Source organism: Streptomyces sp. NPDC097107, assembly GCF_044762405.1.
In the GTDB taxonomy this organism is placed as follows: domain Bacteria; phylum Actinomycetota; class Actinomycetes; order Streptomycetales; family Streptomycetaceae; genus Streptomyces; species Streptomyces thinghirensis.
The window spans coordinates 406559-426629 of the sequence record NZ_JBIWEF010000002.1; the positions used below are offsets into that span (position 1 = coordinate 406559).

A 20071-nucleotide genomic window follows, 5' to 3' on the forward strand; every position below is an offset into this window, starting at 1 on the left:
AGCGGGGTGTCCCCCAGGGGGCGGCCGTGCGGGGTCGGGCAGGCATCAGAGGCCCCGGCCCGCCGGGGAGGAGGAACGGCAACGGCCCCCGACCCGTTCTGGGTCAGGGGCCGCCGTAACCCGGACTGCCGGGCGGGTGGGGCCGGTTACTTCACCGGCTCCGGCGTCGGCTCGCTCTCCGTCTCCGGCTCGCCCGCCGGGTCGGCCGGGGTCTTGACGGAGTCCAGCAGGAGCTGGGCGACGTCGACGACCTGGATGGACTCCTTGGCCTTGCCGTCGTTCTTCTTGCCGTTGACCGAGTCGGTCAGCATGACGAGGCAGAACGGGCAGGCGGTGGAGACGATGTCCGGGTTGACCGAGAGGGCCTCGTCGACGCGCTCGTTGTTGATGCGCTTGCCGATCCGCTCCTCCATCCACATCCGCGCGCCGCCGGCGCCGCAGCAGAAGCCGCGCTCCTTGTGACGGTGCATCTCCTCGTTGCGGATGCCCGGGACGCTGGCGATGATCTCGCGCGGGGGCGTGTAGATCTTGTTGTGGCGGCCCAGGTAGCACGGGTCGTGGTACGTGATGATGCCCTCGACCGGGGTCACCGGGAGCAGCTTGCCCTCGTCCACCAGGTGCTGGAGCAGCTGCGTGTGGTGGATGACCTCGTAGTCGCCGCCGAGCTGCGGGTACTCGTTGCCGAGGGTGTTGAGGCAGTGCGGGCAGGTGGCGACGATCTTCTTGGCCGACTTCGGCTTCGCCGACTCGGGCACCACCTTGCCGTCCTCGTCCATCTCCTCGCCGAAGGCGGCGTTGAGGGACATGACGTTCTCCATGCCCAGCTCCTGGAACAGCGGCTCGTTGCCCAGCCGCCGTGCCGAGTCACCGGTGCACTTCTCGTCGCCGCCCATGATGGCGAACTTGACGCCCGCGATGTGGAGCAGCTCGGCGAAGGCCTTGGTGGTCTTCTTGGCGCGGTCCTCCAGGGCGCCGGCGCAGCCGACCCAGTACAGGTACTCGACCTCGGTGAGGTCCTCGATGTCCTTGCCGACGACCGGGACCTCGAAGTCCAGCTCCTTGAGCCACTCCAGGCGCTGCTTCTTCGCCAGGCCCCAGGGGTTGCCCTTCTTCTCCAGGTTCTTGAGCATCGTGCCCGCCTCGGACGGGAACGCCGACTCGATCATCACCTGGTAGCGGCGCATGTCGACGATGTGGTCGACGTGCTCGATGTCCACCGGGCACTGCTCGACGCAGGCGCCGCAGGTGGTGCAGGACCACAGGACGTCCGGGTCGATGACGCCGTTCTCTTCGAGGGTGCCGACCAGCGGGCGCTCGGCCTCGGCGAGGGCGGCCGCTGGCACGCCCGCCAGCTGCTCCTCGGACGCCTTCTCCTCGCCCTCCATCGTCTTGCCGCCGCCGGCCAGCAGGTAGGGGGCCTTGGCGTGCGCGTGGTCGCGCAGGGACATGATCAGGAGCTTGGGGGAGAGCGGCTTGCCCGTGTTCCAGGCGGGGCACTGCGACTGGCAGCGGCCGCACTCGGTGCAGGTGGAGAAGTCGAGCAGGCCCTTCCAGGAGAAGTGCTCGACCTGGGAGACGCCGAAGACGTCGTCGTCGCCGGGGTCGGCGAAGTCGATCGGCTTGCCGCCGGAGGTCATCGGCAGCAGCTCGCCGAGGGCGGTGCCGCCCTTCGCGTCGCGCTTGAACCAGATGTTCGGGAAGGCGAGGAAGCGGTGCCAGGCCACGCCCATGTCGGTCTTCAGGGCGACCGTGATCATCCAGATGAAGGAGGTCGCGATCTTCAGGCCGGCGAAGAGGTAGACGAGGTTCTGGAGCGTGGAGACGTCCAGGTCCTGGAGCGCGGAGACGACCGGGTACGAGATGAAGAACGACGCCTCGTAGCCGTCCACGTGGTGAAGGGCGCCCTCGAGGGCGTGCAGCATGAAGATGCAGACGCCGACGATGAGGATGACGGCCTCGACGAAGTACGCCTGGCCGAAGTTGGAACCGGCGAAGCGGGACTTGCGGCCCGGCTTGTTCGGCTTGCTCAGCTGGCGGATCCCGATCAGGACCAGGATGCCGAGCACCGTCATCGTGCCGATGAACTCGACGAAGACGTTGTACGGCGCCCAGTCGCCGATGACCGGCAGAATCCAGTCGGCCTCGAACAGCTGGCCGATCGCGTTGACGATCGTCAGCAGCAGGGAGAAGAAGCCCACCGCCACGAACCAGTGCGCCACCCCGACGATGCCCCAGCGGTTCATCCGGGTGTGCCCGAGGAACTCCCTGACCACGGTGAGGGTGCGCTGTGCGGGTTCGTCGGTCCGCGTGCCGGCCGGTACGGGCTGGCCGAGCCGCATGGAGTTGTAGATCTGCAGGACGGCGCGGCCGAACAGTGCGACGCCGACCACGATCAGGACCAGCGACACGATGATCGCGGCGAGTTGCATTTGGGGGCTCCTCGGGCCTGCGAGGTTTCGAGGGGGGCGGTATTACTAAGCGGTAACTTAGGTAGTTCGTCTGAGACTACCCCCATCCTCCGCCGCACTGTAGCCGGACGTGCGGTGATCTGTGTCGCTGAGGCAACCCTGACCGGCGGACCCGGTCGCGGGGTACGGCGTCTCGCTGAGTCGGACGCGCCATTCGTCGCAAATCATGATATTCGGCTTGTTCCGGGCATAGGTTGTGCCCGTGCTCTACGGGATCATCGCCGCCACCGCCTCCTTCCTCCTCGCCGCCCTGCTCACCGCGCTGCTGAGGGCGCCCGCGCTGCGCCTCGCCCTCGTCGACCGGCGACGGCAGCGGCCTGTCCCCCTGCTCGGCGGTGTGGCCGTCGTCCTCGTCACCGGGCTGGTCGCGTGGGCCGGGGACTGGACCGGTGTCGTGCCGCTGGGGTCGTTGGTCGGCCGGCTGCTGGTGGCCGGGACCGCCGTCGGCGCGCTCGGCCTGGCCGCCGACGTGTGGCGGCTGCGGCGGCGGTGGCTGCTCGCCGGTACGGCCGTCGCGGCGGCGTGCGTGGTGCCGTACGAGGTGACCGGGCCGGTGGCCGGGGCGCTCGCCGTGGGCTGGATCGCGGTGGTCGCCGTCGGCTTCCGGGGGCTCGACCACGCCGACGGGGTGGCCGGCACGGTGGGGGTGGTCACCGCCTTCGGGGTCGGTGCCTGTGCCGCCGCCGAGTTGATGGACGGGCTGGCGGTGCTGCTGAGCGCGCTGGCCGCCGCGCTGACCGGGTTCCTGCTGCACAACTGGCATCCCGCGCGGATCGCGCTCGGGGCGTGCGGGTCGCTCTTCGCGGGCTTCCTGCTGGCCGGGGCGGCGGTGTTCACCCGGGCGGGGCACGAGCCGGGGGCCGGCGCGGGGGTGCTGTTCGCGCTGACGGCCCTCGCGAGCGTCGACGCCGTACTCGTCCTGCTCTCGCGCCGGCTGGCCGGACGGCCCCTGCTGCGCGCCGGGCCCGACCACCTCGCCCACCGGCTGCGGCGGCTCGGGCTCACTTCGCAGGGCGCTGTGGTGGTCCTCGGCGTGGCCTCGTTCTGCGGGGTACTCGTGGGCGCGCTCGTGCACACCGGATGGGCGGGGGAGACGGCGGTGCTGTGGCTGGCGGGCGGGGCGGCGGCCGGATTGCTGGGGCTGCTGCGGGTACGGGTCTACGAGCCCCGGAGGGCGGGGACGGATCCCCGGACCCGTGCGTCGCTTCACGGGCCCCGCGCGGAACCGCGGGGGCGGCCCCGGGAGTCCCCCGAGGCGACGGACGCCCCGTCCCATGCGTCCTCCCGGGCAGCGATTTTCCCGGTTCGTCAGGGCAGGCGCGGCGAGGAACCCCAGGTCAGCGCGCCGTTGCGTGTAAGGAACGGATAAGAGTTGAGCCTCCTCGACTCACCTCTGTTGACGCATCGGAATGCGTCCTGCACACTTGAGCCTGTTCCACTCAAGTCAGCTGGAGGTTATTCACCATGGCACGTGCGGTCGGCATCGACCTGGGCACGACTAATTCCGTCGTCAGCGTTCTGGAGGGCGGCGAGCCCACCGTGATCACCAACGCCGAGGGCGCCAGGACCACGCCGTCCGTCGTCGCCTTCGCCAAGAACGGCGAGGTGCTGGTCGGCGAGGTGGCCAAGCGCCAGGCGGTCACGAACGTCGACAGGACCATCCGGTCGGTCAAACGCCACATGGGCACCGACTGGAAGATCAACCTGGACGGCAAGGACTTCAACCCGCAGCAGATCAGCGCCTTCGTGCTGCAGAAGCTGAAGCGGGACGCCGAGTCCTACCTGGGCGAGAAGGTGACCGACGCGGTCATCACCGTCCCGGCGTACTTCAACGACGCCGAGCGCCAGGCCACCAAGGAGGCCGGTGAGATCGCGGGTCTCAACGTCCTGCGCATCGTCAACGAGCCGACGGCCGCCGCGCTGGCGTACGGCCTCGACAAGGACGAGCAGATCATCCTCGTCTTCGACCTCGGTGGCGGTACGTTCGACGTCTCGCTGCTGGAGATCGGCGACGGCGTCGTCGAGGTGAAGGCCACCAACGGTGACAACCACCTCGGTGGTGACGACTGGGACCAGCGCGTCGTCGACTACCTGGTCAAGCAGTTCCAGTCCGGCCACGGCGTGGACCTGGGCAAGGACAAGATGGCTCTCCAGCGCCTCCGCGAGGCCGCCGAGAAGGCCAAGATCGAGCTGTCCTCGTCCACCGAGACCTCGATCAACCTGCCCTACATCACGGCCTCCGCCGAGGGCCCGCTGCACCTGGACGAGAAGCTCACCCGCGCCCAGTTCCAGCAGCTCACGTCCGACCTGCTGGAGCGCTGCAAGACGCCGTTCCACAACGTCATCAAGGACGCCGGCATCCAGCTGTCCGAGATCGACCACGTCGTTCTCGTCGGTGGCTCCACCCGCATGCCCGCCGTCGCCGAGCTCGTCAAGGAGCTGACCGGCGGCAAGGACGCCAACAAGGGCGTCAACCCGGACGAGGTCGTCGCCATCGGCGCCGTCCTGCAGGCCGGTGTCCTCAAGGGCGAGGTCAAGGACGTCCTGCTCCTCGACGTCACCCCGCTGTCCCTCGGTATCGAGACCAAGGGCGGCATCATGACCAAGCTCATCGAGCGGAACACGACGATCCCGACGAAGCGTTCGGAGATCTTCACCACCGCCGAGGACAACCAGCCCTCCGTGCAGATTCAGGTCTACCAGGGCGAGCGCGAGATCGCGGCGTACAACAAGAAGCTCGGTATGTTCGAGCTGACCGGTCTGCCCCCGGCGCCCCGCGGCGTCCCGCAGATCGAGGTCGCCTTCGACATCGACGCCAACGGCATCATGCACGTCACGGCGAAGGACCTCGGCACCGGCAAGGAGCAGAAGATGACCGTCACCGGCGGCTCCTCGCTGCCGAAGGACGAGGTCGACCGGATGCGCCAGGAGGCCGAGAAGTACGCGGAGGAGGACCACGCCCGCCGCGAGGCCGCAGAGTCCCGCAACCAGGGCGAGCAGCTCGTCTACCAGACGGAGAAGTTCCTCAAGGACAACGAGGACAAGGTCCCGGGCGAGATCAAGACGGAGGTCGAGGAGGCCGTCGCCGAGCTGAAGGAGAAGCTCAAGGGCGAGGACACCGCCGAGATCCGCACCGCCACGGAGAAGGTCGCCGCCGTCTCGCAGAAGCTGGGCTCGGCCATGTACGCCGACGCCCAGGGCGCGCAGGCCGCCGGCGGCGAGGCTCCGGGTGCTGGCGCCGGTGCCGGTGGCAAGGCGGCCGACGACGACGTCGTCGACGCCGAGATCGTGGACGACGAGCGCAAGGACGGTGCCGCGTGACGGAGGAGACCCCGGGTTTTGACGAGAAGCCCGACGTCCCCTCCGGCGCCACCCCCGACGACGCCGAGCCGAAGGCCGCCGCTCCCTCTTCGGAGGAGGGCGCGGCCCCGGCCGGGGACGCAAGTGACAACGCGGGCCTGGTGGCCCAGCTGGACCAGGTGCGCACGGCGCTGAACGAGCGCACGGCGGACCTCCAGCGGCTCCAGGCCGAGTACCAGAACTACCGCCGCCGCGTCGAGCGGGACCGCGTCGCGGTCAAGGAGGTCGCCGTCGCGAACCTCCTGTCCGAGCTGCTTCCCGTGGTCGACGACATCGGCCGCGCCCGGGAGCACGGCGAACTCGTCGGCGGCTTCAAGTCCGTCGCGGAGTCGCTGGAGACGGTCATCGCCAAGATGGGCCTCCAGCAGTTCGGCAAGGAGGGCGAGCCCTTCGACCCGACGATCCACGAGGCCCTGATGCACTCGTACGCGCCGGACGTCACCGAGACGACGTGCGTGGCGATTCTGCAGCCCGGGTACCGGATCGGCGAGCGCACCATCCGCCCCGCGCGGGTGGCGGTGGCCGAGCCGCAGCCGGGTGCGCAGGGGGCCAAGCCGGCCGAGGAGAACACCGAGGCACCGGCCGACCCCGCGGAGAGCGACGGGAGCACCGGGAACACCGGAAATGCCGGAAACACCGGAAACAAGGAGAGCGGTGGCCCGGACGAGGGCTGAGCTTGACGTGACGAGAGAGGAGGGACGTCGGGGATGAGCACCAAGGACTTCATCGAGAAGGACTACTACAAGGTCCTCGGCGTCCCCAAGGACGCCACCGAGGCCGAGATCAAGAAGGCGTACCGGAAGCTCGCCCGCGAGTACCACCCGGACGCCAACAAGGGAAACGTCAAGGCGGAGGAGCGCTTCAAGGAGATCTCCGAGGCCAACGACATCCTCGGTGACCCCAAGAAGCGCAAGGAGTACGACGAGGCCCGCAGCCTCTTCGGCAACGGCGGGTTCCGTCCGGGGCCGGGCGCGGGCGGCGGCGGCACCTTCAACTTCGACCTGGGCGACCTCTTCGGAGGCGGCGCCCAGGGCGGGGGCCAGGGAGGGGCCGGCGGCTTCGGCGGCGGGCTCGGCGACGTCTTCGGGGGCCTGTTCAACCGCACCGGCGCCGGCGGCCCCGGCACCGGCACGCGGACCCAGCCGCGGCGTGGCCAGGACATCGAGTCCGAGGTCACCCTGAGCTTCACGGAGGCCATCGAGGGCGCGACGGTCCCGTTGCGCATGTCCTCGCAGGCACCCTGCAAGGCCTGTTCGGGCACCGGCGACAAGAACGGCACGCCGCGCGTGTGCCCGACCTGTGTCGGTACCGGGCAGGTCGCCCGGGGCTCGGGCGGCGGCTTCTCGCTCACCGACCCGTGCCCGGACTGCAAGGGCCGCGGCCTGATGGCGGAGGACCCCTGCGACGTCTGCAAGGGCTCCGGCCGGGCCAAGTCCTCCCGGACGATGCAGGTCCGCATCCCGGCCGGGGTGTCCGACGGGCAGCGCATCCGGCTGCGCGGCAAGGGCACGCCGGGCGAGCGGGGCGGTCCGGCGGGCGACCTGTACGTGGTCGTGCACGTCAAGGAGCACCCCGTCTTCGGCCGCAAGGGCGACAACCTCACCGTCACCGTCCCGGTGACGTACGCCGAGGCGGCCCTCGGCGGCGAGGTCAGGGTCCCGACGCTGGGCGGCCCGCCCGTCACGCTGAAGCTGCCGGCGGGCACACCGGGCGGGCGCACCATGCGCGCCCGGGGCAAGGGCGCGGTCCGCAAGGACGGCACCCGCGGCGACCTTCTGGTCACCGTCGAGGTGAGTGTTCCGAAGGACCTGTCGGGGAAGGCTCGTGATGCGCTGGAGGCGTATCGCGAGGCGACCGCGGACGAGGATCCGCGGGCGGAGCTGTTCCAGGCCGCGAAGGGAGCATGACGGAGATGGACGGTCGTCGACGCAATCCGTATGAACTGACCGAGGACACCCCGGTCTACGTCATCTCGGTGGCGGCCCAGCTCTCCGGCCTGCACCCGCAGACCCTGCGCCAGTACGACCGCCTCGGCCTGGTCTCCCCGGACCGCACGGCCGGCCGCGGCCGGCGCTACTCGGCCCGCGACATCGAACTGCTCCGCACGGTGCAGCAGTTGTCGCAGGACGAGGGCATCAACCTGGCCGGAATCAAGCGCATCATCGAACTGGAGAACCAGGTCGCCGCGCTCCAGGCCCGCATGGCGGAGTTGCAGGACGCCCTCGACGGGGCGGCCACGGCGATGCGCCAGCGCGAGGCGGCGGTACACGCCTCGTACCGCCGCGATCTGGTCCCGTACCAGGAGGTACAGCAGACCAGCGCCCTGGTGGTGTGGCGGCCCAAGCGGCACGGCCAGTCCTCGGACTGACGGCCCGCACCAGCCAGAACGGCGACGAACCGGCCCGGAGGTGCCACCGGATCCGCACGGCCCGCCGGGCCGGTTCGCAACGTTGCTGTCTCATTGGTCCAGTACTTCTTGACGATTTAGTGAAGACGGCGTTGGCTTCCTTCACCTGGGTCACCACCACGCCCGTGTGTCGGAAGGTAAGCGCAGTGAACAGCCGTGCCCGTCGTATCGCCATCTCCCTGGCCGCGTCCATGATGACTTTCTCGCTGGCCTCCTGCGGTGTGCTGGGCGCGTCCGAAAGCAGTGACGAGGCGAGTCCGACCAAGGGCAACGACATCACTGTGGGGCTGCTCCTGCCGGAGAAGGAGAACACGCGCTACGAGCAGTTCGACTACCCGTACTTCAAGGCGAAGGTCGCCGACCTCACGCGCGACCAGGGCAACGTCAAGTACGCCAACGCCGAGGCGAACGCCTCGAAGCAGGCCGACCAGATGCAGCAGATGATCGACGACCAGGCCGACGTGATCGTCCTGGACGCGGTCGACGCGAAGTCCATCGGCACCGCCGTGCAGAAGGCCAAGGACGCCGGCATCCCCGTCATCGCCTACGACCGGCTGGCCGAGGGCCCGATCGACGCCTACATCTCCTTCGACAACGAACTGGTCGGCGAGGTGCAGGGCCGCTCCCTCATCGAGGCGCTGGGCGATGACGCGGACAGCTCCGCCAAGATCGTCATGATGAACGGCTCGTCCACCGACCCGAACGCCAAGCAGTTCAAGGCGGGTGCGACGTCCGAGCTGAACGGCAAGGTGACGATCGCCCAGTCCTTCGACACCAAGGACTGGAAGCCGGAGAACGCCGCGGCGAACATGGCCGAGGCGATCGAGAAGATCGGCAAGGACAACATCGCGGGCGTCTACTCCGCCAACGACGGCATGGCGGGCGGCGTCATCAAGGCCCTGGAGGACGCGGGCGTCACCGACCTGCCGCCGATCACCGGCCAGGACGCGGAACTGGCCGCGGTGCAGCGGATCGTCACCGGCGAGCAGTACATGAGCGTGTACAAGTCCTACCCGCAGGAGGCCGAGAGCGCCGCGGAGATGGCCGTGGCGCGCGTCCAGGGCCGGGACATCCAGTTCGACGCGCTCTCCCGCGACAAGGTCGACAGCCCTACCCACAAGGGCATCCCCGCGCAGCTCGTCCCCGTCGTCGCCCTGACGCAGGGCAACATCGACCAGACCGTCATCGCGGACGGCTTCTACAAGGTCTCCGACATCTGCACGGCCAAGTACGCGGCGGACTGCGCGGAGATCGGGCTCAAGTAGTCCGGTTCGGCCTCGGCCCACCGCCCCGGGCATACCTGTGGCAACCGGTACGTTCCGGCCGCCGTCCCACGCCGAGCCGTGTTGCGGACCCGGTCCCGGCCGCGCATAGTTGCGCTGCGGAAAGAGCCGGAACCGGGGGTGGGATGGGCGATGGCCGGGCACGGGGCGGATGAGCATCCACACGGTGCCGACCGGCTGTGCGCGGCCGGGGACCGCGTGTACTCCCGGGCCGTACGACGTGGCCGGGTGACCCGCCGGGACGCCGAGCCGGTCCCCTGCCTCCTGGAACTGGCCCTGCTGCACCCCGACCCCGACGACATGGACTGGCTGGTGCCGACCTCGCCGCAGGAGGTCATGACCCGGCTGCTGCGCGGTGTCCACGACGAGGTCAACGCCAGTCAGCGGCGGGTGGGCTCCGCAGTGGAGGCCTTCGAGCGGTACGCGGGTCTCGGCCGCCGGCTCCAGACCCCGGCCGGCACGGAAGGCGCGGCGATCCGCGTCCTGGACGGTCTGGCCCGCATCCAGGCCGCGATGGACGAGGCGACGCAGGCGTGCACGACAGAGGTGCTCACCGTCCAGCCCGGCGGCATCCGGCGCGAGCCGGAGCTGTCGGAGGGCCTGCACCGGGCGCTGGCGCTGCGCGGGCGCGGGGTGCGGATGCGGGACCTGTACACGCACGTCGCCCGGCACGGTCAGGGCCTGCTCAACTACCTGGAGTTGATGGGCGACGCGGTGGAGGCCCGCACCCTCGACGAGGTCATCGACCGCCTCATCCTCTTCGACCGCACGGTCGCCTTCATCCCCGCCAACACCGACCGCACGATGGCCCTCGAACTGCGCCACCCCGCCCTGATCGCCTACCTGGTCACGGTCTTCGAACGCCTGTGGCGCCTGGCCATCCCGCTGACCGCGCCCCTCCCCGACACCGGCATCGAGGGCATCTCCCACCGCGAGCAGTCCATCGCGGCCCTGCTGGCGGAGGGCCACCAGGACGCGGTGATCGCGGAGCGGCTGGGCATAAGCGTCCGCACGGCGCGGGCACACATCGCCCGCCTGTCCGAGACGCTGGGGGCGGCGAGCCGTACCCAGCTGGGGGTGCGCATCGCCCAGGCCGGCCTGGACGGCGCCCCGCGCCTGCCCGCCACGATCAGGGTGCCCGATCAGACTCCGGGTCGAGGATCCCCGACCGGCCGATGAGGTAGCCGAGCTGCGCCCGGCTCTCGCTGCCGAGGGTGGCGGCGAGTTTGGCGATGTGAACGCGGGCGGTGCGGACGTTCATGCCGAGGCGTTCGGCGATGACGTTGTCGGTGTGGCCCTCGATGAGGAGGGCGGCTATGGCGCGTTGGCGGGGGGTGATGCCGTTGAGCGTGGGTTGCCGGACCGCCTGCGGGTGCATGGGGGTGGCCAGGTGCCAGAGGCGGTCGAAGGTGTTGATGAAATAGGCGACCAGGGCGGGGTGGCGGACTTCGAGGGCGAGGGTGCGGTCGGCGCTGGCGGGGATGAAGGCGACGGTGCGGTCCACGATGATGAGACGGTCGGTGACCTCGTCGAGGGTGCGGGCCTCCACGTCACCGGTCAGTTGCTCGTAGCGGGCGCGTGAGTGTGCGGCGTGGCGTGCGGTGTGCTGGTAAAGCGCGCGCATGCGAGCGCCACGGTCGAGAAAGGCCTGGTCCCGCTTGATGGCCCCTTCGAGGATGTCAGGGCGCCTGGTGACCTTCGAATCGTGGGGCTGAATCGCCAGCAACTCGTGCCTGCCCTCGACCATGGCTTCCTTGATGGCCTGCCCCGTCCGCTCCTTGCTGCTGAGGATTCTGAGCGCCGGAGTGTCCTCGCTCGCCGCCGCACGCGTGCCGAGACGCATGAGGGGTTCGAAGAGATCCGCCAGGCGTTCACCACGCCGTCGCTCGCGGGCTATGCACTCTTCCGACGTGCGTAGCAGTCGCTGCAGGGCGACGGTCGGTGCGGTCGGCTCCAGCCGGTCCAGGTCGTCGATGGCCGGGTGCAGGAGACCGGTGTCGATCAAGCAAGGCGCTGTCGCTGCCGTGGTGCTGGACACACCGCCTTCACGCAGTGCGCGGGAGTACAGCTCGAGACCTGTCTCGCACAGTGCCTCGTCTCCGTGCCGGTGTGTCTCGTCGGTCATGAGCGGCTTTCCCCCCCAAGGTCCCGGTGCTCCTGCTCCAGGATCCCTGACTGGGCTATGAGATAGCCGAGCTGGGCACGGCTTCCGCTTCCCAGGGCCGTCGCCAGTTTCGCGATGTGGGCCCGGCAGGTGCGGACGTTCATACCGAGGCGGCGGGCGATGGCTTCATCGACGTGGCCCTCCACGAGGAGCTTGGCGATGGAGTGCTGGATGTCGGTGATGCCGTCAGGAGCGGTCTCGTACGGGGCGCCGGCGCTCAGGGGAACAGCCCGGCCCCACATGAACTCGAACACCTTGGCCAGGTAACTGACGAGGCCTGGGTGGCGGATCTCCAAGGCCACCTGCCGATCGTCGCGAACGGGAATGAACGCGACTGTGTCGTCGCAGATGATCAGGCGTTCGACCAGTTCGTCGATGGTGCGGTACTCCGCCTTTCCGTTGGAGAACCGGTCCACGTAGGCCAGTCGTTCCGCACTGTAGCGGGCTGTGTGCTGGTACAGCGTTCGGATGCGTACACCGCGCTCGGTCAGTGTCTTGTCACGCTCCAAGCCTTCGACGAGTCGACGCTCCGGATGGCGGGCGCTGGGTTGGACGGTCAGCACCTCGTTCTTGCACTGGGTCGTGGCCAGATCGAGAGCGGAGTTGATGCGGTCGAGTCCTTCCAGCACGGTGATCGAGTGGATTGGCGCCGCACCCTGCGCGCTGAGGGTCATGAACGGCTCGAAGGCCTCAGCCAACTCGACCGATGTCCGCCTGCGGTCCGCGATCTCCCGCTCGATCGGATTGAGCCGCTGGGCCAGAGCGATCCCCGGCTGGACAGGGCGTAGCCAGTTGGCGTCGTCCGGGTCGGGGTGCAGGAGGGCGAGATCTATTAGGCATGGGGCGTGGCCCGCCTCCACGCGGGTGATACGTCCAGTGCGCAGCGCGTTCGCGTAGAGACGCCCTCCCTCCTCGCAGAGTTCGGTAATCCCGTGGGAATGTGCCATATTGGTCCGATTTGTTGTCAAATCTCCACCCCCCAGGGTCCTGAACGTGCAGGAACATGATGCACCGATCGTGTGGCCATGACGTGCCTGAATGAGCCATCGTCTTATCCGACGGGGGAAGAGGGGACCTTCAAGTGAGGACGAAGCCGACTATGTCTAAGAGAATGCTTCGCTCGGTGCTTGTCGCCGCCTTCTCCGCCGTCGTGGCCTTCGGAGCACTGAATGGCCTCGTTACTGCGCAGGGCGACGAGCGAGCGAACAGTGTCGAGTCAGTGATGGAGGTTTCCGCCGCGTCCGCCGGCGAGGACGGGACTGCCACCACGGATGACACGGTGTGGTCGTGACATGACTACTCCACCCGACGACCGCTCCTTCCGTCGCGAGATGGCCACCGCCTACCGCTCCGGCTGGCACTTCATCGACCTGGTCACCGCGATCCCCCACGCCGGTGACTCCCTGATGGTGACCGTCTTCGGCGAGCCGGTCGTCGTCACGCTGGACGAGGACGGCGACGTACGGGCGTACCGGTGTCTGCGGCGGCCTCGGGGGGCGCCGCAGCCCGTGCGGTGCGCCATCCGGTACGGAATGATCTTTGTGAACCTGGACCAGAGGGACCACCGGCTCGCGCAGCCGGAGATCCCTGAAGTGAGGACCATCTCGGCCACCCCCCGCAGCGCCTGACGCGATTCCCCCGTCGTTACAAATCGCTCAGGTGCTTCCCCCCGGCAGCGGCGTCACCGTGACCTGAACACGGTGACGCCGCTGTCGTTTTGAGCGACCTTTCGGGGTATCGACCCTGCTCCCAGGCTGGCCGGAAAGGCTCTCGTGCGGGGGAAGTGGGCACCCTGGTGGCACTCGGCGGGAACCCGCGCCCGTTTTCTCCTTGAGTGGAATAGACTCAACTTTGTGTACGTTGTCTGAGTCAGCGCTGGGAGACACGGCCGGACCGCCGACGGCCGACGCTAGGAGGGAAGCCAGAACGTGGACGCCGAGCTGACCAACCGGAGCCGGGACGCGATCAACGCGGCCAGCAACCGGGCCGTGACCGAGGGAAACGCCGACCTCACCCCCGCCCACCTGCTCCTGGCTCTGCTCCAGGGGCAGGACAACGAGAACATCACCGACCTGCTCGCCGCCGTCGAGGCCGACCTCGCGGCCGTGCGCACCGGCGCCGAGCGCATCGTCGCCGGGCTGCCCAGCGTGACCGGGTCCACGGTCGCACCGCCGCAGCCCAGCCGTGAGATGCTCGCCGTGGTCGCCGACGCCCAGGCCCGCGCCAAGGATCTCGGGGACGAGTACCTCTCCACCGAGCACCTGCTCCTCGGCATCGCCGCGAAGGGCGGCGCGGCCGGTGAGGTACTGGAGGGGCAGGGTGCCAGTGCGAAGAAGCTGCAAGAGGCCTTCCGCAAGGCCAGGGGAGGGCGCCGCGTGACCACCGCCGACCCCGAGGGGCAGTACAAGGCGCTGGAGAAGTTCGGCACCGACCTCACCGCCTCCGCCCGGGAGGGCAGGCTCGACCCCGTCATCGGGCGGGACCAGGAGATCCGGCGGGTCGTGCAGGTGCTGTCCCGCCGCACCAAGAACAACCCCGTCCTCATCGGCGAGCCCGGCGTCGGCAAGACCGCCGTCGTCGAGGGGCTCGCCCAGCGCATCGTCAAGGGGGACGTGCCCGAGTCGCTCAAGGACAAGCGGCTGGTCGCGCTGGACCTCGGCGCGATGGTCGCCGGGGCGAAGTACCGGGGCGAGTTCGAGGAGCGGCTGAAGACCGTTCTCGCCGAGATCAAGGACTCCGACGGGCAGATCGTCACCTTCATCGACGAGCTGCACACCGTGGTGGGGGCCGGGGCCGGCGGTGACTCCGCCATGGACGCCGGGAACATGCTCAAGCCCATGCTGGCGCGCGGCGAGCTGCGCATGGTGGGCGCCACGACGCTGGACGAGTACCGGGAGCGGATCGAGAAGGACCCGGCGCTGGAGCGCAGGTTCCAGCAGGTGCTGGTCGCCGAGCCGTCCGTCGAGGACTCCATCGCGATCCTGCGCGGGCTCAAGGGGCGGTACGAGGCGCACCACAAGGTGCAGATCGCGGACAGCGCGCTGGTGGCCGCCGCGACGCTGTCCGACCGGTACATCACCTCCCGCTTCCTGCCCGACAAGGCCATCGACCTCGTCGACGAGGCCGCCTCGCGGCTGCGCATGGAGATCGACTCGTCCCCCGTCGAGATCGACGAACTCCAGCGCGCCGTCGACCGGCTCAAGATGGAGGAGCTGGCGATCGGCAAGGAGACCGACGCCGCGTCCCTGGAGCGGCTGGAGCGGCTGCGGCGCGACCTCGCCGACAAGGAGGAGGAGCTGCGCGGCCTCACCGCCCGCTGGGAGAAGGAGAAGCAGTCCCTCAACCGGGTCGGTGAGCTGAAGGAGAAGCTCGACGAGCTGCGGGGCCAGGCCGAGCGGGCCCAGCGCGACGGTGACTTCGACACGGCCAGCAAGCTGCTGTACGGCGAGATCCCGGCTCTGGAGCGTGACCTGGAGGCCGCCTCCGAGGCCGAGGAGGAGGTCGCCCGGGACACCATGGTCAAGGAGGAGGTCGGCGCCGACGACATCGCGGACGTCGTCGCCTCCTGGACCGGCATCCCCGCCGGGCGGCTGCTGGAGGGCGAGACGCAGAAGCTGCTGCGGATGGAGGACGAGCTGGGCAAGCGGCTCATCGGGCAGGGAGAGGCCGTGCGGGCCGTCTCCGACGCCGTACGGCGGAGCAGGGCCGGGATCGCCGACCCCGACCGGCCCACCGGGTCCTTCCTCTTCCTCGGCCCGACCGGCGTCGGCAAGACCGAGCTGGCCAAGGCGCTCGCCGACTTCCTCTTCGACGACGAGCGGGCGATGGTCCGCATCGACATGAGCGAGTACGGCGAGAAGCACAGCGTCGCGCGGCTGGTCGGCGCCCCGCCCGGATACGTCGGGTACGAGGAGGGCGGCCAGCTCACCGAGGCCGTGCGGCGGCGGCCGTACACCGTCGTGCTGCTCGACGAGGTCGAGAAGGCGCACCCCGAGGTCTTCGACATCCTGCTCCAGGTGCTGGACGACGGGCGCCTCACCGACGGGCAGGGCCGCACCGTCGACTTCCGCAACACCATCCTGGTCCTCACCTCCAACCTGGGCAGCCAGTACCTGGTCGACCCGCTGACCGGCGAGGTGGAGAAGAAGGAGCAGGTCCTGGAGGTGGTCCGGGCGTCCTTCAAGCCGGAGTTCCTCAACCGGCTCGACGACCTCGTGGTCTTCTCGGCGCTGAGCAAGGACGAGCTGAGCCGGATCGCGCGGCTCCAGATCGGCTCCCTCGCCCGGCGGCTCGCCGAGCGCCGCCTCACCCTGGAGGTCACCGACGAGGCCCTGACCTGGCTGGCCGACGAGGGCATGGACCCGGCGTACGGCGCGCGCCCGCTGCGTCGCCTCGTGCAGACCGCGATCGGTGACCGGCTCGCCCGGGAGATCCTCTCCGGCGAGATCAAGGACGGCGACACGGTCCGCGTGGACCGCTTCGGCGACGAGCTGATCGTGGGCCCGGCCGCGAGCGGCAAGACGCTGTAGGCCGGCAGGACGCTTTAGGGCGGCAAGGCGCTGTAGGCCGGCGAGGCACTACAGGGGCAGGACGCTGGAGTCCACGCTCGATGCGTGGTCGGCCCTCCGGCCGGCTCCGGCGCCATGCGCGGCGGCCCGTCACCCCTGGTGGGTGGCGGGCCGCCGTCGTCACACGGTGAGGTCGAGGTGGACGTCGAGGCCCGCGCGGAACTCCGTCGCGGCGCGGGCGCGTCCGGGCAGGTGTGCGTCGGCCGGTCCTGGACACCCGTGCCGGGATGCGGGAGGTCGCGCTGTCGTGAGTGTTCCGGAAGCCCCGCGTCGCGCACTCCCCGACCGGCCGCGCGCCGTCCGGCAGGGCGGCCTCGCCGGCGTTCCGGTCGTCCGGTTCGGGCCCGCGTGCCCCGCCGCCGCGTTCCGTGTCGGCCCCGCGGCCCGCGTCCGTCCGCCCGGCGGCCACCCGACCGGCCGGATCATGTCAGCCCAGGGCTGACAGGCCCCCGGCGGGCTTGCCACGCCCCTCCCCGCATGGGGGAGGATGGCCAGATCCGTACGAAGGGAAATTCACGGTGACCATCGATCCGTCCTCGATTCCGAACTTCGGGGGCAAGCAGCCCGAGCCGCAGTCCCAAGGACCGGCGGGCCCCGTCGTCCCGGATCAGGATCTTGTGAAGCAGCTCCTCGAACAGATGGAGCTGAAGTATGTCGTCGACGACGAGGGTGACCTCGCGGCGCCGTGGGAGCAGTTCCGTACGTACTTCATGTTCCGCGGCGAGGGTGACCAGCAGGTCTTCTCGGTGCGGACGTTCTACGACCGGCCTCACCAGATCGACGAGAAGCCGCAGCTGCTGGAGTCGATCGACGACTGGAACCGGCGCACCCTGTGGCCCAAGGTGTACTCCCACACCCACGACGACGGCACGGTCCGCCTGATCGGCGAGGCGCAGATGCTGATCGGCATGGGCATCAGCCTGGAGCACTTCGTCTCCTCGACGGTCAGCTGGGTCCGCGCCGCCATCGAGTTCGACCGGTGGCTCGTGGAGCAGCTCGGCCTGGAGCAGGAGGTCAACGAGTCGGAGAAGTCGACGGACGAGGACGGCGAATAGTCCGTCCCGTGCGAGGAGAGCCCGGCCCGGCGGTGATGCCGGGGCCGGGCTCTCACCGTTCATCCCGCCACACCGTTCATCCCGCCACACCGTTCACCCCGTCACACCGTTCACCCTGCCAGCGTCTTCAGCCGCCGCACCGCCTCTTCCAGTACCGGGGTCCGCTTGCGGAACGCGAAGCGGACGAGGGGGGCGCCCGCCTCGGGGTGGACCGTCGGGGACGGCGACGACGCCCGCTTGGCCTGCATGTCCGCGCGGTAGGCGGTGAAGTACGAGTCGGGTAGCGCGAGGGCCTCGGCGACCGCGTACTGGAAGGGATCGGAGGCCACGTACGTCAGGTACTGCTTGGCCGAGCGGACCGATACACGGTCCTGTTCGGGGCTGACGGAAAGGTGATCATGACCCCGCAGAGCGAAGAGCACTCCAGCACCATCAGGTCGATGCAGATCGACTCCGCTCTCGCCCTCGGCCGCCACGCGAAGGTCACTTCCGGCGTCTACATCGACTTCCCCGCCGACGAGAACTCCGCGCCCCCGATCTGGCGATCCTTCGCGAGGACGCCCGCCGGGAGGGCAAGCGTTACGGTCTCGAGGACGTCCTGCTGATCTCCGAGGTCGTCCCGGCCTCCTCCGCACGCAAGGACTACGACGACTGCACCGCGAAGTACGGCCGCTACGGAATCCCGATCTACCTGGTCGTGGACCCCTACGCCCAGGAAGTCGTCCTCCACACCCAGCCGACCGCCACCGGTTACATCGCGGCGCACACTCACAAGTACGGCACGGGCAAGCTCCCCATCGCCCTGGCCGACGGCCGCACCTTCACCCTCGACCTCGACGAACTCCCGCGTCCGGAGCCCGAGGCGGACGCCCGCTGACGAAGGGCCCGCGGTCGGCCCGGGCCCGTGCCGTCGGCACCGCTGTCGTCGGACGTGGCCGTTCCCGGTCGCGGCAGTCGGCTGGGCTCGCCTGGCCTTTCGTCGATCGGGATCGGCAGGGGGGCGTGCCGTTCTGTGCGGTGAGTCCGTGCGACGAAGTCCGGTTCGCCGCGAGGAGGTTCGAAGCCGCGTTCGCTGCGGGCGACAACCAGCACGTGCTGCCCTCGGGTAGCGGGCCGCTCGTCCTCGGCCGAGTTGCCGGCCCCGGTTCGGCGATGGCTTGGCACGGCAAGGACTGCTGCTGACAGGTTGGACGAATCCCATGCGGATGCGGATCGAACCCGAGACCGAGAAGGAGTTCGAGGCGGCGTGCGGGCTGCTGGTCGACCTCCTGGTCCGGTGGGCCGGGGAGCGGGGCTGCCGGCGGACGGAGTCAACGCCGGGGCGGCCCTGGAGTACCGACACCGGGCGACCGCCGACAGGCGGGCCGCGTGGTGACTGCCGATCACCGGTGTCCCGGTCGACCACGCGGCAGTCGAGTGCGGGTGCGCGGCGGCTCGGAGCAACCGGACCGTGTGGCCGGTACATGTGCTGGTACGTCTGTGGCTGTCAGGCGGCCAGCGTCTTGAGCCGGGAGACCGCCTCCTCCAGTACCGGGGTCCGCTTGCAGAACGCGAAGCGGACGAAGGGGGCGCCCGCCTCCCGGTGGTCGTAGAAGACCGCGTTGGGGACGGCGACGACCCCGGCGCGTTCCGGCAGGCCGCGGCAGAAGGCGAAGCCGTCGCTCTCGCCGAGGGGGCGGATGTCGGTGGTGACGAAGTACGTCCCGGCGGGGCGGTAGACGCCGAAGCCCGCCTCTTCCAGGCCCGCCGACAGCAGGTCCCGCTTGGCCTGCATGTCCGCGCGGTAGGCGGTGAAGTACGAGTCGGGCAGCGCGAGGGCCTCGGCGACCGCGTACTGGAAGGGCCCCGAGGCCACGTATGTCAAGTACTGCTTGGCCGAGCGGACCGCCGTGACCAGGGCGGGCGAGGCGGTGATCCAGCCGACCTTCCAGCCCGTGAAGGAGTACGTCTTGCCGGCCGACCCGATGGTCACCGTGCGTTCGCGCATCCCGGGGAAGCTCGCCAGGGGGATGTGCTCGGCCGTGTCGAAGACCAGGTGCTCGTAGACCTCGTCCGTCACCACCAGCAGGTCCCGTTCCACGGCCAGCTCGGCGATGGCCGCCAGCTCGGCGCGGGTCAGGACGGTGCCCGTCGGGTTGTGCGGGGTGTTCAGCAGCAGCAGGCGGGTGCGGTCGGTGACCGCGTCGCGCAGCTCGTCGAGGTCGAGACGGAAAGTGCCCTCGTGCGGGCGCAGGGTCACGGGTACGCGCGTACCGCCCGCCATCGCGATGCACGCCGCGTACGAGTCGTAGTACGGCTCCAGCGCCACCACCTCGTCGCCGGGCTCCAGCAGCGCGAGCAGGGAGGCGGCGATGGCCTCCGTGGCGCCGGCCGTGACCAGGATCTCGGTGTCCGGGTCGTAGGACAGGCCGTAGCGGCGCTCCTGGTGGGCGGCGACGGCGGTACGCAGCTCCGGGACGCCCGGGCCCGGCGGGTACTGGTTGCCGCGTCCGTCGCGCAGCGCCCGTACGGCGGCCTCCCTGATCTCCTCGGGACCGTCGGTGTCCGGGAAGCCCTGGCCCAGGTTGATCGCCCCGGTCCGCACGGCCAGGGCGGACATCTCCGCGAAGATCGTCGTTCCGAACTCGGCGAGCCGGCGGTTCAGGAAGGGGCGGGCGCTGGAGTTCATGGAGGTCATGGAGGTCATCCTGCGCCGAAGCTCTGGAGTTCCTCAACTCTGCTTTGGGGCGTGGTGGCGGGGGGCATCTCCCGTTCACGCAACGAACT

The 20071-nt window shown here is 69.8% G+C and carries 16 protein-coding genes and 1 pseudogene; 12 read left to right on the forward strand and 5 right to left on the reverse strand.

Annotated features, from left to right (window positions below; genetic code table 11):
* Positions 1-146 precede the first annotated feature (146 nt).
* Positions 147-2429: a (Fe-S)-binding protein gene (locus tag ACIQ1J_RS05580; RefSeq protein ID WP_210963143.1), complete on the reverse strand. Its 2283-nt coding sequence runs from the start codon at positions 2427-2429 to the stop codon at positions 147-149.
* Between the two features lie 241 nt (positions 2430-2670).
* Here ACIQ1J_RS05580 and ACIQ1J_RS05585 point away from each other — a divergent pair, with 241 nt between their 5' ends.
* The 7 genes from ACIQ1J_RS05585 (at position 2671) to ACIQ1J_RS05615 (ending at position 10697) form a co-directional block, all read left to right on the forward strand.
* A complete protein-coding gene (locus tag ACIQ1J_RS05585) occupies positions 2671-3837 on the forward strand; it encodes an MraY family glycosyltransferase (protein WP_403554338.1) in 1167 nt (388 codons plus the stop codon).
* Between the two features lie 95 nt (positions 3838-3932).
* Positions 3933-5789: a molecular chaperone DnaK gene (gene dnaK / locus ACIQ1J_RS05590; protein WP_403554340.1), complete on the forward strand. Its 1857-nt coding sequence runs from the start codon at positions 3933-3935 to the stop codon at positions 5787-5789.
* Positions 5786-6502 carry a nucleotide exchange factor GrpE gene (grpE, locus tag ACIQ1J_RS05595; RefSeq protein ID WP_403554342.1) on the forward strand — a complete coding sequence of 239 codons (717 nt, stop codon included), beginning with the start codon at positions 5786-5788 and terminating at the stop codon, positions 6500-6502. Before dnaK ends, grpE begins: the two co-directional genes overlap by 4 nt.
* 33 nt (positions 6503-6535) lie before the next feature.
* A complete protein-coding gene (gene dnaJ / locus ACIQ1J_RS05600) occupies positions 6536-7735 on the forward strand; it encodes a molecular chaperone DnaJ (RefSeq protein WP_403554344.1) in 1200 nt (399 codons plus the stop codon).
* 5 nt (positions 7736-7740) lie between these two features.
* Entirely contained in the window at positions 7741-8196 is a 456-nt protein-coding gene (locus ACIQ1J_RS05605; protein WP_121748168.1) for a heat shock protein transcriptional repressor HspR, read from the forward strand.
* A gap of 185 nt (positions 8197-8381) precedes the next feature.
* On the forward strand, positions 8382-9500 hold the full coding sequence (locus ACIQ1J_RS05610; RefSeq protein WP_403554346.1) for a sugar ABC transporter substrate-binding protein: 1119 nt from the start codon (positions 8382-8384) through the stop codon (positions 9498-9500).
* 150 nt (positions 9501-9650) lie between these two features.
* Positions 9651-10697, forward strand: a complete 1047-nt coding sequence (locus ACIQ1J_RS05615; protein WP_403554348.1) for a LuxR C-terminal-related transcriptional regulator — start codon at positions 9651-9653, stop codon at positions 10695-10697.
* Here the strand turns inward: ACIQ1J_RS05615 and ACIQ1J_RS05620 are convergent.
* Complete coding sequence (locus ACIQ1J_RS05620) at positions 10648-11643, reverse strand: LuxR C-terminal-related transcriptional regulator (RefSeq protein ID WP_403554350.1); 996 nt, start codon at positions 11641-11643, stop codon at positions 10648-10650. The genes ACIQ1J_RS05615 and ACIQ1J_RS05620 overlap by 50 nt on opposite strands.
* The gene (locus ACIQ1J_RS05625; protein WP_403554352.1) at positions 11640-12629 is read right to left on the reverse strand and encodes a helix-turn-helix transcriptional regulator; all 990 of its coding nucleotides are present in this window, start codon (positions 12627-12629) and stop codon (positions 11640-11642) included. The genes ACIQ1J_RS05620 and ACIQ1J_RS05625 overlap by 4 nt, the downstream gene beginning before the upstream one ends.
* A gap of 345 nt (positions 12630-12974) precedes the next feature.
* Between ACIQ1J_RS05625 and ACIQ1J_RS05630 the strand changes: the two genes are divergently transcribed.
* From ACIQ1J_RS05630 to ACIQ1J_RS05640, 3 genes are all read left to right on the forward strand, one after another.
* Positions 12975-13310 carry a hypothetical protein gene (locus ACIQ1J_RS05630; protein WP_351387190.1) on the forward strand — a complete coding sequence of 112 codons (336 nt, stop codon included), beginning with the start codon at positions 12975-12977 and terminating at the stop codon, positions 13308-13310.
* Between the two features lie 300 nt (positions 13311-13610).
* The gene (gene clpB, locus ACIQ1J_RS05635) at positions 13611-16211 is read left to right on the forward strand and encodes an ATP-dependent chaperone ClpB (protein ID WP_403554354.1); all 2601 of its coding nucleotides are present in this window, start codon (positions 13611-13613) and stop codon (positions 16209-16211) included.
* A gap of 557 nt (positions 16212-16768) precedes the next feature.
* On the forward strand, positions 16769-17305 hold the full coding sequence (locus ACIQ1J_RS05640) for a YbjN domain-containing protein (protein ID WP_403554356.1): 537 nt from the start codon (positions 16769-16771) through the stop codon (positions 17303-17305).
* 110 nt (positions 17306-17415) lie between these two features.
* On the opposite strand, the pseudogene ACIQ1J_RS05645 reads toward ACIQ1J_RS05640, so the two are convergent.
* Positions 17416-17667: pseudogene (locus tag ACIQ1J_RS05645) on the reverse strand (aminotransferase); the annotation flags it as partial.
* A gap of 36 nt (positions 17668-17703) precedes the next feature.
* Between ACIQ1J_RS05645 and ACIQ1J_RS05650 the strand changes: the two are divergent.
* Together ACIQ1J_RS05650 and ACIQ1J_RS05655 are read left to right on the forward strand one after the other, a co-directional pair.
* On the forward strand, positions 17704-17910 hold the full coding sequence (locus ACIQ1J_RS05650) for a hypothetical protein (RefSeq protein WP_403554839.1): 207 nt from the start codon (positions 17704-17706) through the stop codon (positions 17908-17910).
* Positions 17850-18182: a Uma2 family endonuclease gene (locus ACIQ1J_RS05655; RefSeq protein ID WP_403554811.1), complete on the forward strand. Its 333-nt coding sequence runs from the start codon at positions 17850-17852 to the stop codon at positions 18180-18182. Before ACIQ1J_RS05650 ends, ACIQ1J_RS05655 begins: the two co-directional genes overlap by 61 nt.
* A gap of 609 nt (positions 18183-18791) precedes the next feature.
* Here the strand turns inward: ACIQ1J_RS05655 and ACIQ1J_RS05660 are convergent.
* Positions 18792-19982, reverse strand: coding sequence for a pyridoxal phosphate-dependent aminotransferase (locus tag ACIQ1J_RS05660; RefSeq protein ID WP_403554358.1), 1191 nt, complete (start codon positions 19980-19982; stop codon positions 18792-18794).
* Positions 19983-20071 lie beyond the last annotated feature (89 nt).